The organism is Limnohabitans sp. (assembly GCF_040401495.1).
Lineage (GTDB): Bacteria > Pseudomonadota > Gammaproteobacteria > Burkholderiales > Burkholderiaceae_C > Limnohabitans.
Genome location: NZ_JBBAOI010000005.1, coordinates 139,653 through 154,136 on the forward strand (window position 1 = coordinate 139,653; position 14,484 = coordinate 154,136).

The following is a 14,484-nucleotide window of genomic DNA, read 5'->3' on the forward strand; positions in this document are numbered from 1 at the left end:
TGATTTTGAAAATGCGGTCGCCCATGAGGCAAAGAAGCGTGGCTACCAAGGCGTGGTGTGCGGGCATATTCACCGCGCTGAAATACGCACCATCGAAGATGTTCTTTATTGCAACGATGGCGATTGGGTTGAGAGTCGCTCCGCATTGGTCGAGCATGTAGACGGCAGGCTTGAACTGATTTATTGGGATCAAGTCATGGATGAATTGCCCAACGCCAATGCTGTGGTTTTACAGCACGACCCCCTACCCATCACAGAAGCCGCTTGACCGCTTTGCTGCGACGCAAGGGGTTTGCACCCTTGATGGGGGCGCAATTCGTTTCCGCCTTGGCCGATAACGCTTTGCTCTTGGTGGCCATGGCCCTTTTGGTCGAGCAAGGACAGGCGGCGTTTTGGGTGCCTTTGCTCAAACTGATGTTCACTCTGTCCTATGTTGTCTTGGGACCTTGGGTGGGTGTGTGTGCAGACACATGGCCCAAGCAAAAAGTGATGATGGTGGCCAATGGCGTCAAAGCATTGGCGTGTATGGCCATGCTGATAGGCGTGAATCCTTTGCTAGCGTTTGCACTCGCGGGTGTGGGTGCCGCCGCTTATGCTCCCGCCAAATATGGCCTGGTCACCGAGTTGGCACAACCCGAGCAGTTGGTGACAGCCAACGCATGGATAGAAATCAGCACCGTCAGCGCCGTCTTGTTAGGCGTGGTTGTGGGTGGTGCTTTGGTCAGCCCCGCTTGGTTGCAACAAAACTGGGTTCAAGCGTGGGCTCAATTTCAAGGCGTGCAAAGTGTTTACACAGTTTCGCTCTTAGTGCTGTTGGCTTGTTATGGTTTGGCCGCACTGCTCAATCTCTTTATCCATGGCAGCGGCAAGGCGTATGCCCCCATGCCATGGAAATTCAGGTCCATTTGCCATGGTTTTTGGCAGGACTTCAAAAGTTTGTGGAAAGACCCCTTGGGCAGCATCAGCCTATCAGTCACCACTTTATTTTGGGGTGTGGGCGCAACAATGCAATTGTTGGTGCTGAGTTGGGCACAAGAAAAACTCATGCTCAATCTTTCGCAGGCAGCCTATTTACAAGCGGCTACCGCTGTGGGCGTGATTGTGGGAGCGGCGCTGGCGGCTCGCTTTGTGGTGCTCAACCAAGCCACTCGCGTACTGGGGCTTGGTTTGGCCATGGGCGCCATGCTGCCACTCATGTTGTGGCTGACGCAGTGGCAGTCAGCAGTGTTGTTGACCGCTTTGCTGGGCATGGTGGGCGGGTTTTTTGTGGTGCCCATGAATGCCCTGCTGCAACACCGAGGTGTGGTGCTGCTGAGCGCCGGGCGATCGATTGCCGTACAAAATGTGAATGAGAACGCCAGTATCTTGACGATGATGGCTGCCTACAGTGGTTTGCTTTACTTTCACGCAAAAGTTGAAGAGCTGATTCTGGCCTTGGCGTTTTTGATGATCACAGTCATGGCCCGAGTGCTTTGGCGTCACCAGTCGTTCAAGCGCCCATCAGCCTAAGCGCCTTATTGAGGTAACTGCATTAGCGCTTCACCCATGCGCAAGACACGGCCTTCCTCTATGTCGGGTGCAAATGCAAAGTCGGCAGGCGTGAACACCAAGATGGTCGAGCCGTGTTGAAACCAGCCAAGCTCCTCGCCTTTGTGAAACGCAGCGTCGCACGTCATCACAGTTGGCCCCTTGTAGCGGGTGTGCAGCAAGGTGTCTAAGGCGTTCAAGCGAATGCTGGCCACTAGCACGGCAGCCACGGGCACCAAAGCAACGGGGTGGCGTTGCTCGCCAATCTCCATCTCCAGCATGGCGCGTTCGTTTTTACAAAAAAGTTTTTCCACACGCTTCAATGCGATCGGGTTGACGTTCCAGGTATCGCCAGAAAAATATTCCACGCGGTGCAAGCGGCCATCATGGGGCGCATGAAAACGGTGGTACATAGACGAGGTGATGCGGATGGTGAGGTATTTGCCGTTGTGCCATGGGCCGTGCTCAGCACTGACCCCAAGCAGGTCTTGCAAAGTGTAGGGGAAGCCTTTGGCTTGGAACAATTGCCCGTCTTTGACCTCGCCCATGGCGCCCACGATGCCATCGCACGGGCTTACCAAAGTATGGGCATCCTCGTTAACTGGGCGAACCCCTGGGCGCAGTTGGCGAATAAAGCAGTCGTGCAGGCTGTCAAAGCGCTGCTCTTTGGCTTCGGACAAATCTAAATCAGCGAATTGCTGCCAGACCCAAATGCAAGCCTTGGCAAGCAAAGGATGTCGCAATTGGCTGAACCAACCCATGAAATGCGTCAACGCCAATCGGGGAATGCGGTTGGTGAGCAAAAAGTTCAGGTCTTCGTGGGCGACAAATTTTTGAATTAGCTGACGAACAGTCATCATTTTTTAACCTAAGTGACATACAAATGGGGTTTTCGAAAGGGCAGTACATGCAAGCATATGAAACGGGTGTGTCGGTGGTGTTAGGCCTTGTGGCGGTGATGGTCGGGGCCGTCTTGCTGCAAAGAGTGGTTCAGCGCTTGCAGTTGTCGTTTGCAAAGCACCCCTCCTTGGGTGGCCATTTGCGCATGTCCAAGCGCTTTGCCCATTGGCTGCCGGCCTATAGCTACAGCCAAGAAACATGGTTTTCGGTTGACGGTGCACCTGCAGCCATCGCTCAAACGCGACACGCTGCGCTTGCTGCGCTGGGACAAAAATTCAAAACACAAAGCCCCTTGACGCTGGCGCACACGGCTGCGGCCAAGCCCATGGTCTCCGATATGCAGCTCACCAGCCAGTACCGCGTGCCCTACCAGTTTCGTGAACTGCTGTCGCAGCATTTGCAACTGGGCAGTTTTTGGAGCACCAGCCAAGGGGTTTGGCTCACCGATATGGATGGCAACAAGTTCATCGATGTGTCGGGTTCGTATGGCGTGAACTTGTTTGGCTACGACTTTTACAAATCCTGTATGGCCGAGGGGGCCGCCATGGCGCAAAACTTGGGGCCTGTGCTCGGGGGCTACCACCCCTGCGTGCTGGACAACGTCAAGCGCTTGTGTGACTTGTCGGGCAAGGACGAAGTGTCGTTTCATATGTCGGGCACCGAGGCGGTAATGCAGGCCGTTCGATTGGCCAGGTACCACAGCAAAAAGAGAAAAATTGTGCGCTTCACAGGCGCATACCACGGCTGGTGGGACGATGTGCAGCCAGGACCTGGTAACCCCATGCCCCCCTCTAGCGACACGCTTACCTTGAACGATATGCATAGCAATACCTTGCGACTTTTGCGCAACCGCAAAGACATTGCCTGTGTACTGGTCAACCCCTTGCAAGCCATGCACCCTAACCGCGCTGCACCCACGGACAGCACCTTGATCGATGGCGCTCGCGCTGTGCATTACGACCGGCAAGCCTACACCGAGTGGTTGCAAGCTTTGCGACAAGTTTGCACAGAGAAAGGCATCGCACTCATCATGGATGAAGTGTTTTTGGGCTTTCGACTTCACAGAGGCGGCGCACAAGCCTACTTCGGTGTCGAGGCGGATATGGTGACTTACGGCAAGACCTTGGGTGGCGGCTTGCCCATAGGCGTGGTCTGTGGAAAATCGCAATGGATGAAGCGGTTTCGCGACGACCGACCAGGCGACATTTGTTTTGCGCGTGGCACTTTCAATGCGCACCCTACGGTGATGGCCACTATGAATGTGTTTTTGCATCGGCTCGGCAGCCCTGAAGTTCTGGCCATGTACGCCAATGTCAGCGAAAAATGGATGCAAAGGCAATCTGACTTGAACACTCGACTTCGGCAAGCCCAATTGCCAGTGCAAGTCGCCGGCATGGAAACGGTGTGGACGGTCTTGTTTGACCTGCCTGGACGTTATCACTGGATGCTTCAATATTATTTGCGCGAACAAGGTGTCGCCATGAGCTGGGTGGGGTCGGGTCGCATGATCATGAGTTTGAATTTTGATGACGCCATGTTTGAGCAACTCTGCGAACGTTTCGTTCAAGCTGCTAAGAATATGCAGCAGGACGGATGGTGGTGGACCCCCCCCTTAAACCAACAACGCCCTATTCGCCGCCAAGTTTTCAAAGAAATGCTCAAGGCCCGCTGGGCCTAGAGCCGCTTCTTGCAAAAACCGCGTCAAGCCTGTGAAGGTTTGACGTGGTCCATAGGGTCAATCCATTCACCGCGCATCAAATGCAAAGGTGCTTTGTGATAGAGCTTGATGTCATGCACGGGGTCAGTCAGGATTTTGAAGCCCCAAGCCAAACCGGCCACCAAGCTGTCTTGCCACCAAAGCTGCAGAACACGAAATACCAAGCCTGCTGCGCCTAAAAAGAGCCACGCCATGGCGGTGATGCGCACAGGTGTGTCCTCATAGGCTTGGGGCACGGCCCAAGTCAAATAGTCAGGCATCCAGTAAGCCAACACGGGTATGGCCGCGCAAATGCTTAGCAGCACAATTTTGCGATGCAAGTTGTAGCCTACCTTGATGTCTTCTTTGTGCTCGTGGGTGGCTTGGTTAACCTCGTCATAGCCTTTGGGCTCAAAAAAGAAATGACCCATTTGACGCGTTGTCATTGAAACCAGCCAAGCTACGAGAGAGGCAACAACCGGATCAATGAAAAGATAAACATAAGCGACCAAAAAGGAAATTGCGCTGACCAAGTGCAGCATCTGGTTAATGCGGCTGTGGTGATAGTAGCGGTGGTCATCCCAGCGTTGGGTTTGAAGGGTTTGCTGCCATTCGCGCATAAAGACTCCTAGTGAAGATGGTGACATGCACCTTGGGTTAAAGACACGCTGAGATTGTGAGGCTTGCGCATGAAATTTTGATGACAAATACCCATGTCATTAAACTGACACAAGTTCTTCATCAAACTGTTGCATTAGCCATTCATATTAGAGGCATGAATACAGATGCGCATATCCAAGTTATCCGTCTAGGTGCTGTGCAACAGCGTTTCAAAATTGCTGTCGTAACTGAAACCTATCCGCCTGATATCAATGGGGTGGCACACACCTTAAGCAAAATTGTAGAAGGTCTGCAAACACGCGGACACGACCTGTGGTTGATTCGACCCAAGCAGCAAGCGCAGCACACTGCAGTACACACCGACCATTTTCAAGAGGTGTTGGTCAAAGGGGTACCAATTCCTTTTTACAGCGAACTGCGCATGGGCTTACCCGCCAAGCGCGAACTGCACCGCCTCTGGGCCAAGCAAAGACCCGACATCGTGCATATTGCCACCGAAGGCCCCTTGGGCTGGTCGGCGCTGCAAGTAGCACGCAAACTCAAGTTGCCTGTCAGCACCGATTTCCGCACCAACTTTCATGCCTACAGCCAGCATTACGGCATAGGTTGGTTAAGCGGCGCTATTCGGGTGTATTTGAAAAAATTCCATAACCGCGCAGACATCACCATGGTGCCTACTGCCGTTTTACAAAAAGAACTGCAAGCCAAAGGCTTTGAGCGTGTGCATGTGGTGCCGCGCGGTGTTGACACATCGCAGTTTTCGCCAACCTATCGAAGCCAAGCCCTGCGCGATGCTTGGGGCGTCAGTGCAGCCGACAAAGTTTTGCTGTATGTCGGTCGTTTGGCTGCAGAAAAAAACCTAGGGCTGGTAGTGCAGGCTTACCTCAAAGCAAAGCAACAAGACAGTCGTTTGCGTATGGTTTTGGTAGGGGACGGCCCCATGCGTGAGAGCTTGCAGCAACAGCATCCCGACATCATTTTTGCAGGCTACCAAAGCGGCAAAGACTTGGCTGCTCACTATGCCAGTGGCGATGTGTTTACGTTTGCCAGCCTCACAGAAACCTTTGGCAATGTGACGCTGGAGGCCATGGCCAGCGGTTTGGCGGTGGTCGCGTTTAAGCATGCAGCAGCAGGGCAATGCATCAGCCATGGTGAAAACGGCATGTGCGTGGATACCGAGTCGCCCGATGAGTTTGTGAAAGCCGTGTGTGCTGTGGTTCAAGCCCCTAGCTTGCAAGCGCGTTTGGCCAAGCAGGCTTTGTTGACCGCGCAAACCCTTGACTGGCCGGGTGTGGTCGAGCGAACCGAAGCCATGTTTCGCCAAGTCATGACAGGCAGTTACCAGAAAGAAAGCTTAGAGTTAGAGATGAGCCTGCAAAGAGCGCCTTGAACCCTCTAAGCTGCTTACAAGTCGACTTTGCCGCGTGTTGCTTTGGTATGGCCGCGCATTACTTTGCTGTCGACCCGCTTTTGTTGAGAAGAAAATGTGGGCTTGGTGGCGCGGCGCGGTTTGATAGGCTTAGCGGCCAATGCCACCATCTCGTGTAAACGAGCGATAGCCTCGGCTCGGTTTTTGTCTTGGCTGCGCGTGGTTTGCGCTTTGATGACGATGACGCCTTCGAGCGTGATGCGTTGATCTGAAGTCGCCAGCAATTTGTCTTTGACCGCCTCTGGCAATGACGACGCCCGAATGTCAAACCGCAAATGCACCGCGCTTGATACCTTGTTGACGTTTTGACCACCCGCACCTTGGGCACGGATGGCGGTGAACTCCATCTCGGACTCGGGAATCTCGATAGGCATCACATCACCATGTCGTAGGCCACAGTCACGGGTGCGTGGTCGGAGAATTTTTCTTCTTTGTAAATGGCCGCAGACAGGGCTTTGGCGGCCAAGGCGGGTGTTGCCAAGTGGTAGTCCAAACGCCAACCCACGTTGTTGGCATAGGCCTGTCCTCGGTTACTCCACCAGGTGTAGCAAGCGTCGGTGGTGTCAGGATGAAGATGACGGTAGACATCCACCAAGCCACCCTCGGTGGTGAGCTTGGTCATCCAATCGCGCTCTTCAGGTAAAAAGCCGCTGTTCTTTTTATTGCTGCGCCAATTTTTCAAGTCGGCCTCCTTGTGCGCGATATTCACGTCCCCGCACAAAATGAACTCACGCCCTTGTTGCAAAGCCAGCAGGTGAGGGTAAATCACATCAAGGAAACGGTATTTGGCCTCTTGGCGCTCTGGCCCCGAGGCGCCGCTGGGAAAGTACACGCTCAGCAAAGACAGCTTGCGTTTGGGCGTGTCAAAGCGCAACTCCAAATAGCGACCTTCGGCATCGAACTCGCCGCCATCAAAACCTTGAATCACATGGCTGGGCTCTTGGCGGGTGTAAACGCCCACGCCTGAATAGCCTTTTTTCTCAGCGCACTGGAAGTAACCGTTTAAACCCGCAAGCTGCTCGAAGCTGCCCACAAGATCGCTCTCTTGGGCCTTGATCTCTTGCACACACATACAATCTGGCTTGGCTTTTTCAAGCCAGCTATGCAGCCCTTTGCTGCTGGCCGAGCGGATGCCGTTGAGGTTAAGGCTGGTGAGTGTGAACAAGGAATCCCCTATGGCTGAGCAAGGCGAAGCGCCAACCGATTTGGCGCAGGCATTCATTCGATTCTCGCTGGAAAGTGGCGTCTTGCGTTTTGGGGAATTCAAAACCAAAGCGGGGCGGCTTTCCCCCTATTTTTTCAATGCCGGTTTGTTCGACGACGGCGCCAAGCTGGCACGGTTGGCGCATTTTTACGCTCAACTGCTGCTCAACAGCCAAATGGAATTCGACATGGTGTTTGGCCCTGCTTACAAAGGTATTCCTTTGGGCGCGGTGGTAGCGGCAGAGTTGGCAAGGTTGGGGCGCAATGTCCCATTTGCCTATAACCGCAAAGAGGCCAAAGACCACGGCGAGGGCGGCACCTTGGTGGGGGCGCCCCTGAAAGGGCGGGTGCTGATTGTGGATGACGTGATGAGTGCAGGTACTGCGGTGCGCGAGTCGATACGCCTGATTGAAACGGCTGGCGCCCAAGCCCACGCGGTGGTGATTGCCTTAGACCGCCAAGAAATGGCGACCGAGGTTGACGCCCAAGGCGCGACCCGTGATGTGCAGCACAGCGCTGTGCAGTATGTGCGGGAAACACTGGGTTTGCAAGTGTGCGCTGTGGCGCAATTGGCCGATTTGCTGGCTTATTTGCAAGGCAGTGCAGACCCCGCCTTGGCCGAGCACCTGCAGGCGGTTCAACTCTATCGCCAGCGCTATGGGGTAATCTGAGGGACATTCCCGCAGCAGAACAGGTGTTTTGCCCCTAAACTGACGCTCTAGCACCAGCTGTAATCGGAGACCCCGTAATGAACGCGCCCCTGCCCGAACACATTCGAATAGCCTTAGAGACGGTTCAACTCGACGACAAATACCGCCTCGACCATGGCCGCGCCTTCATGAGCGGCGTGCAAGCCTTGGTCAAGCTGCCCATGTTGCAGCGACAGCGCGATGCTTTGCAGGGCAAGAACACGGCAGGTTTTATCAGCGGCTACCGTGGCTCGCCCTTGGGCACCTACGACCAAGCGCTGTGGAGCGCCAAGTCTTTTCTTCAGTCACAGCACATCGTTTTTCAACCTGGCGTCAACGAAGAGCTGGCCGCTACCGCCTTGTGGGGAACACAGCAATTGGGATTTGCGCCGCCTGGCAGCAATAAATTCGATGGCGTCTTTGGTATTTGGTATGGCAAAGGACCAGGTGTTGACCGCACCTCTGATGTGTTCAAGCACGCCAATATGGCGGGCACCACCCCTTGGGGCGGGGTCTTGGCTTTGGCAGGCGACGACCACGTCGCCAAAAGCAGCACGGCGGCGCACCAAAGCGACCATATTTTCAAAGCCTGTGGCCTGCCGGTGTTTTTTCCTGCGTCTGTGCAAGACGTGCTGGACTATGGTATCCATGGCATCGCCATGAGCCGTTTTGCTGGCGTGTGGGCGGGCATGAAAACCATCCAAGAGGTGGTGGAGTCCAGCGCCTCGGTGATGATAGACCCCGAGGGTGTTCGTATTGTGCTGCCCGAGTTTGAAATGCCTGAAGGCGGCTTGCACATCCGTTGGCCCGATGATGCGCTTAGCCAAGAAGCGCGTTTGTTCAATTACAAATGGTATGCGGCGCTGGCCTATATACGCGCCAACAAAATCAACCACACTGTCATCAAAGGTGCCAACGACCGCTTTGGTTTGATCGCCAGTGGCAAGGCCTACAACGACACCCGCCAAGCCTTGCTCGATTTGGGACTCGACGACACCACCTGCCAGCGCATAGGCATTCGGGTGCACAAAGTGGGCGTGGTGTGGCCGCTGGAGTCCGAGAGCACACGCGAGTTCGCCCGCGGCTTGCAAGAAATTTTAGTGGTGGAAGAAAAACGCCAACTCATTGAATACCAGTTGAAAGAAGAACTCTACAACTGGCCTGATGCACAGCGCCCACGGGTGCTGGGCAAGTTCAACGAAGGCGAGGGTGACGCCGGCGGTGAGTGGTCGCAGCCCAACCCCAGCGGCAATATTTTGTTGCGAGCCAATGCCGACTTGTCCCCCGCCCTGATAGCCCTAGCCATAGCTACGCGCTTGAAAAAACTCGGCGTCGATGCCGATACCCGCTCGCGCATGGACGCGCAGTTGGCGGTCTTAGAGGCCAAGCAAAAAGCCATGCAGGTGCTTGAGGTCAATGCCGACCGCCAACCTTGGTTTTGCTCTGGCTGCCCGCACAACACCAGCACCAAAGTACCTGAAGGCTCGCGTGCCATGGCAGGCATTGGTTGCCATTTCATGTCGCTGTGGATGGACCGCAGCACCGTTGGCTTTACCCAAATGGGTGGCGAAGGCGTGCCATGGGTGGGCCAGCAACCGTTTACCAATGACAACCATATCTTTGCCAACATTGGCGACGGCACCTATTTCCACAGCGGCATTTTGGCCATCCGCCAAAGCGTGGCCGCAGGTGTAAACATCACTTACAAAATTTTGTACAACGACGCGGTGGCCATGACCGGTGGCCAGCCCATTGGCGAGCGTTCTGAGGGACACAGCGTCATTCAAATTGCACAAAGCATGCGTGCTGAAGGCGCCAAGCGCATCGTCATCGTGACAGATGAGCCAGAGAAATACGGGTCTGTCGGCCAAAACGGTGCAGCCGGTGGTGTGCTGGGCTTGCCCGAGGGCGTCGCTATCGAACACCGTGATGAACTTGATGCAGTGCAACGCATGATGCGCGAGATCACAGGCTGTACCGTCATTATTTACGACCAAACCTGTGCCACCGAAAAACGCCGTCGCAGAAAGCGCGGCACCATGGTCGATCCTGCGGTTCGTGTGGTCATCAATGAAGCGGTCTGCGAGGGGTGTGGCGACTGCAGCACCCAAAGCAACTGCTTGAGTGTGGAACCCTTGGAGACCGATTTTGGTCGCAAGCGCACCATCAACCAAAGTACTTGCAACAAAGACCAAAGCTGTGTCAAAGGTTTTTGCCCCAGTTTTGTCACTGTCGAAGGTGGCCAATTGCGTAAAAAGAGCAAAGACCGCCCAGTGCTTGATCCTTTGGCGCTGGGCGACTTGCCTATGCCGCAAGTGCCCTCGCTCACCCGAGGTGTCTACCCTGGGGGTTATGGCATCGTCGTGGCTGGCGTGGGTGGCACGGGCGTCATCACCATCGGCCAGTTGCTTGGGATGGCAGGCCACTTGGAAGGGCGCGGCATCGTCACCCAAGACTCGGCAGGTTTGGCGCAAAAAGGTGGTGCCACCTGGAGCCATGTGTTGATTGCCGAGCAGCAAAACCAAATACGCACCACCCGTGTGTCAACTGCGGCGGCAGACTTGATTTTGGGTTGCGACCCCATCGTCACCGCCGGCAAAGAAACCATGTTGCGTTTGCGCCCTGGGCGCACCCGTGTGGCTATCAACGACCATGGCACGCCGACGGCAGCCTTTGTGAAAAATGGCGCTTGGGCTAACCCCAGCGAGGGCTGTGTGGCCAATATTTTGCAAGCACTTGAAGGTGAAAACCGCAATTTGGGCGCGTTTGATGCCAACCACTTCGCCACCCAGTTGCTGGGCGACAGCATTTACATCAACCCCATGGTGTTGGGCTACGCATGGCAAAAGGGCTGGATTCCTTTGGGACTGGAGGCCTTGATACGCGCCATCGAACTCAACGGCGTGCAAGTCGAGTCCAACAAAAAAGCCTTTGCTTGGGGGCGTTGGTGTGCATATGACATTACCAAGGTGCAAGCTTTGTTGGCACCTGCGCAAGTCGTGCATTTCAAGACGCGCGATTCTTTGGATAGCTTGGTTGAAAAGCGTGCGGCGTTTTTAACCCAGTACCAAAATGCGGCCTATGCTGACAAGTACACCACCTTCATTGACAAAGTTTTGCAGCAAACTTCGCCAGCCTTTGCTGATGCGGTGGCGCGCAACCTCTTTAAGTTGATGGCTTACAAAGACGAATATGAAGTGGCGCGCTTGCACACTGATGAAAGTTTTTTAAAGCGCATTGCCGACCAATTTGAAGGCGACTTCACATTGAACTACCACTTAGCGCCGCCTTTGCTGGCCCGTAAAAACGCCAAGGGTGAGTTGGTCAAACAAAAATTTGGCCCCTCTATGTTGCGTGGCTTTAAGGCCTTGGCCAAGTTGCGTTTTTTACGCGGCACTTTCTTGGATGTCTTTGGCTATACCGAAGAGCGCCGCACTGAGCGCGCTTTGGTGGGCGAGTACCTTGTGGCGATTGAAGAGATCCTGCGCGGCTTTAGCCCTGAGCGACAAGCCTTGGCCTTGGAGATTGCCCGTATTCCAGACAAGATCAAAGGCTATGGCCATGTGAAAGAGCGTCACCTCAAAGTGGCTCGATTGCAATGGGATGGCTTGATGTTGGCTTGGCGTTCGCCAGTTAGCGCTGGTGAAGCTCAATCGTCGAATGGATGATTTCTTCGTGAACAGCTAAACGCTCGCGTACCGTTTTGGGCGTGAGTTGGGGGTCCAGCGTGACGGCGGTGAGTGCGCAGCTATAGACTTTTTTGCCCACCCGCCAGACATGCAAATCGGTCACGCGGGTTTGGCCGTCGGCTTCCACCGCTTGCTTGATTTCATCTACCACCGGGTGGTCCATTTCGCGGTCTAGCAGCACCTTGGCGGTTTCCAGAATCAAACTCTTGGCCCACAAGGCCACCATGACAGCGCCCACGATGCCCATCGCGGGGTCAAGCCAAACCCAGCCGTAGAGCCAACCGCCGACCAAAGCCACGATGGCCAGCACCGAGGTGAAGGCGTCCGCTACCACATGGAAATAGGCAGACTTCAAATTCAGGTCATGGTGTTGAGGGTGGTGATCGTGTGCGTGATGAGCATGGTCGTGTCCATGGCCATGTGTGTGGTCATGCTGGTGGTGCGCTTGGCCCAAAATGTATGCACACACCAAGTTCACGACCAAGCCCAATATGCCCACCACGATGGCTTCTTCAAATTGAATGGCTTGCGGCGAGATCAACCTTTCTAGCGAGCCAATCACCATGGTCAAAGCCACACCTAGCAAAAACAAAGCGCTGGAAAAGCCTGCCAATATTTCTATCTTCCAAGTGCCAAACGCAAAGCGAGGGTCATTGGCGTAGGTGCGGGCCGTGGCGTAGGCCATGGCGGACAAGCCAATGGCCAAGGCGTGAGAGCTCATGTGCCAACCATCGGCCAAGAGGGACATAGAGTTAAACGCCCAGCCTGCAAAAATCTCCACAAACATCATCACGACAGTAATCCACATCACCAAGCGAGTACTGCGCTCAGCGGCTTCGGAGTTGCTGTCGAACGTGTGGCTGTGGGTCCAGTCGCTCAAGTCATCGGTGTTCATGTCATCCTTTGGGCAGGAGGGCTGTGGCCGCCGCCGCTTGTTGGTCTGCGTGGTAACTAGAGCGCACCATGGCGCCTACCGCGGCGTGTTGAAAGCCCATCTCATAAGCCTTGGCTTCGAACATCTTGAAAGTATCAGGGTGTACATAGCGGCGCACAGGCAAATGGTGTGAACTCGGTGCAAGGTACTGACCTAGCGTTAAGCGGTCGATGTGGTGCTCGCGCATGTCTTGCATCACCGACAGAATTTCTTCATCGGTTTCGCCCAAGCCCACCATCAAGCCACTTTTGGTCGGCACTTGGGGAAACAGCGCTTTGAATTTTTTGAGCAGGTTGAGGCTAAAGGCGTAATCGCTGCCAGGCCTTGCTTGCTTGTACAGGCGTGGCACGGTTTCCAGGTTGTGGTTCATCACATCGGGTGGTGCCGCTTGAAGAATAGACAAGGCGCGGTCGTCCCTGCCGCGAAAGTCGGGCACCAACACTTCTATTTGTGTGTGAGGAGACAAGGCTCGGGTTTGCTGAATGCATTCGACAAAATGCGCGGCACCGCCGTCACGCAAATCATCGCGGTCCACACTGGTGATGACCACATAACTCAGCTTCAAAGCAGCGATGGTTTTGGCCAAATTCAGCGGTTCGTTGACGTCCAGTGGGTCGGGGCGCCCGTGGCCGACATCGCAAAACGGGCAGCGGCGGGTGCATTTGTCGCCCATCACCATGAAGGTGGCTGTGCCTTTGCCAAAGCATTCGCCAATATTGGGGCAGGACGCTTCTTCGCAGACAGTCACCAAATTGTTTTTGCGCAAAATGTCTTTGATCTCGTGAAAGCGCGAGTTGGGTGAGGCGGCTTTGACGCGAATCCAGTCGGGTTTTTTCAACACCTCGCCAGTGTGTTCAACCTTGATAGGAATACGCGACACTTTGGACAAAGACTTTTGCTTGGCAAGCGGGTTGTGCTCGGGCTTGGCTTGGCTTGGTGGCAAGACGCCGTTGTCGGAAGTGGTCATGGTGTGCGCTGGCCTAGGGGAATAAGAGGGTTAGGGTGCCAAATACAGACGAAGTTTCTCGCCCAAAACATCAGCCGCTTCTTGCCAGCCTACATCAACGCCCATTGTAAAAAGATCGGTGGTCTGCAAGCCCGCAAAACCGCAGGGGTTGATGTGATGAAAGGGCAATAAGTCCATGTGAACATTTAAAGCTAGCCCATGGTAGGTGCAATGCCGACTGACCTTCACGCCCAGCGCTGCTATTTTGGCTAAGCCAGCAAATTCAGGTGTTGTTGTGCCAGAAGACGCGCCCCGAGGTGCTGGGCGAGCGGGCAGCAGCGCATGGTTACTCTGCCCAGTGGTTCTAACAAATACCCCAGGCGCACCTCCCACGCGCAAGCCTGTCACGCCAAAGTGCAGCAGGGTTCGGACAATGGCCTCTTCCAGTTTGTAAACGTATTCTTTGACAAAGTAGCCTGCGCGGCGAAGGTCGATCAGGGCATAAGCCACCACTTGGCCGGGCCCATGGTAGGTCACTTGGCCGCCTCGGTTGGTGGCAATCACGGGTGTTGTGCCTGCTGAAAGTACATGGGCGTCCAAGCCGGCCAGCCCTTGGGTGAAGACCCCCGGATGTTCGCAAAGCCATATTTCATCTGGCGTTTGGCTGTCTCGCTGCGCTGTGAAATCTTGCATGGCTTGGTAAGTCCGCAGGTAATCCACCTGGCCCAGGTGGCGTACAAGCACACTGTCAGCGCTGGCGTTTGACACTAAAGCACCACTTTCACCATGGGGTGAGTGCTCAGCGTGCGGTAAAGCTCGTCGAGTTGTTCGCGGCTGGTGGCTTTGATGG

14 protein-coding genes are annotated in these 14,484 nt (G+C 54.8%); 6 read left to right on the forward strand and 8 right to left on the reverse strand.

Annotated elements, in window-relative coordinates:
- Nucleotides 1-268, forward strand: a 268-nt coding sequence (locus AC9UEO_RS05735) for a UDP-2,3-diacylglucosamine diphosphatase (protein WP_509530908.1), incomplete at its 5' end; no start/stop codon positions are given.
- Nucleotides 265-1,509 carry a lysophospholipid transporter LplT gene (gene lplT / locus AC9UEO_RS05740; protein ID WP_509530910.1) on the forward strand — a complete coding sequence of 415 codons (1,245 nt, stop codon included), beginning with the start codon at nucleotides 265-267 and terminating at the stop codon, nucleotides 1,507-1,509. The genes AC9UEO_RS05735 and lplT, both read left to right, overlap by 4 nt.
- 5 nt (nucleotides 1,510-1,514) lie before the next feature.
- On the opposite strand, the gene asd is transcribed toward lplT, so the two are convergent.
- Nucleotides 1,515-2,387 carry an archaetidylserine decarboxylase gene (asd, locus tag AC9UEO_RS05745; protein WP_509530912.1) on the reverse strand — a complete coding sequence of 291 codons (873 nt, stop codon included), beginning with the start codon at nucleotides 2,385-2,387 and terminating at the stop codon, nucleotides 1,515-1,517.
- Nucleotides 2,388-2,434: 47 nt separating this feature from the next.
- Between asd and AC9UEO_RS05750 the strand changes: the two genes are divergently transcribed.
- Nucleotides 2,435-4,105 carry an aminotransferase class III-fold pyridoxal phosphate-dependent enzyme gene (locus AC9UEO_RS05750; protein ID WP_509530914.1) on the forward strand — a complete coding sequence of 557 codons (1,671 nt, stop codon included), beginning with the start codon at nucleotides 2,435-2,437 and terminating at the stop codon, nucleotides 4,103-4,105.
- A gap of 23 nt (nucleotides 4,106-4,128) precedes the next feature.
- Here AC9UEO_RS05750 and AC9UEO_RS05755 read toward each other — a convergent pair whose 3' ends face one another.
- Nucleotides 4,129-4,743: a hypothetical protein gene (locus tag AC9UEO_RS05755; RefSeq protein ID WP_509530916.1), complete on the reverse strand. Its 615-nt coding sequence runs from the start codon at nucleotides 4,741-4,743 to the stop codon at nucleotides 4,129-4,131.
- Nucleotides 4,744-4,898: 155 nt separating this feature from the next.
- On the opposite strand from AC9UEO_RS05755, the gene AC9UEO_RS05760 reads away from it, so the two are divergent.
- Nucleotides 4,899-6,134 (forward strand): glycosyltransferase family 4 protein, encoded by a 1,236-nt coding sequence (locus AC9UEO_RS05760; RefSeq protein ID WP_509530918.1) that lies wholly within the window; start codon nucleotides 4,899-4,901, stop codon nucleotides 6,132-6,134.
- A gap of 14 nt (nucleotides 6,135-6,148) precedes the next feature.
- Here the strand turns inward: AC9UEO_RS05760 and arfB are convergent, their stop codons facing one another.
- A complete protein-coding gene (arfB, locus tag AC9UEO_RS05765) occupies nucleotides 6,149-6,547 on the reverse strand; it encodes an alternative ribosome rescue aminoacyl-tRNA hydrolase ArfB (protein ID WP_509530920.1) in 399 nt (132 codons plus the stop codon).
- Nucleotides 6,547-7,338 (reverse strand): exodeoxyribonuclease III, encoded by a 792-nt coding sequence (locus AC9UEO_RS05770; RefSeq protein WP_509530922.1) that lies wholly within the window; start codon nucleotides 7,336-7,338, stop codon nucleotides 6,547-6,549. Before AC9UEO_RS05770 ends, arfB begins: the two co-directional genes overlap by 1 nt.
- 10 nt (nucleotides 7,339-7,348) lie before the next feature.
- On the opposite strand from AC9UEO_RS05770, the gene pyrE reads away from it, so the two are divergent.
- Both pyrE and AC9UEO_RS05780 read left to right on the forward strand, forming a co-directional pair.
- On the forward strand, nucleotides 7,349-8,047 hold the full coding sequence (gene pyrE, locus AC9UEO_RS05775; RefSeq protein ID WP_509530924.1) for an orotate phosphoribosyltransferase: 699 nt from the start codon (nucleotides 7,349-7,351) through the stop codon (nucleotides 8,045-8,047).
- Between the two features lie 77 nt (nucleotides 8,048-8,124).
- Nucleotides 8,125-11,733 carry an indolepyruvate ferredoxin oxidoreductase family protein gene (locus tag AC9UEO_RS05780; RefSeq protein ID WP_509530926.1) on the forward strand — a complete coding sequence of 1,203 codons (3,609 nt, stop codon included), beginning with the start codon at nucleotides 8,125-8,127 and terminating at the stop codon, nucleotides 11,731-11,733.
- On the opposite strand, the gene dmeF is transcribed toward AC9UEO_RS05780, so the two are convergent.
- From dmeF to AC9UEO_RS05800, 4 genes are all read right to left on the reverse strand, one after another.
- The gene (dmeF, locus tag AC9UEO_RS05785; protein WP_509530928.1) at nucleotides 11,699-12,649 is read right to left on the reverse strand and encodes a CDF family Co(II)/Ni(II) efflux transporter DmeF; all 951 of its coding nucleotides are present in this window, start codon (nucleotides 12,647-12,649) and stop codon (nucleotides 11,699-11,701) included. The two genes, AC9UEO_RS05780 and dmeF, sit on opposite strands and share 35 nt — an antisense overlap.
- Nucleotide 12,650: 1 nt before the next feature.
- Nucleotides 12,651-13,655, reverse strand: a complete 1,005-nt coding sequence (lipA, locus tag AC9UEO_RS05790) for a lipoyl synthase (protein WP_509530930.1) — start codon at nucleotides 13,653-13,655, stop codon at nucleotides 12,651-12,653.
- A 30-nt stretch (nucleotides 13,656-13,685) separates the two neighbouring features.
- On the reverse strand, nucleotides 13,686-14,327 hold the full coding sequence (gene lipB / locus AC9UEO_RS05795) for a lipoyl(octanoyl) transferase LipB (RefSeq protein ID WP_509530958.1): 642 nt from the start codon (nucleotides 14,325-14,327) through the stop codon (nucleotides 13,686-13,688).
- 74 nt (nucleotides 14,328-14,401) lie between these two features.
- A partial coding sequence (locus tag AC9UEO_RS05800) for a DUF493 family protein (RefSeq protein ID WP_509530960.1) occupies nucleotides 14,402-14,484 on the reverse strand: 83 nt, incomplete at its 5' end.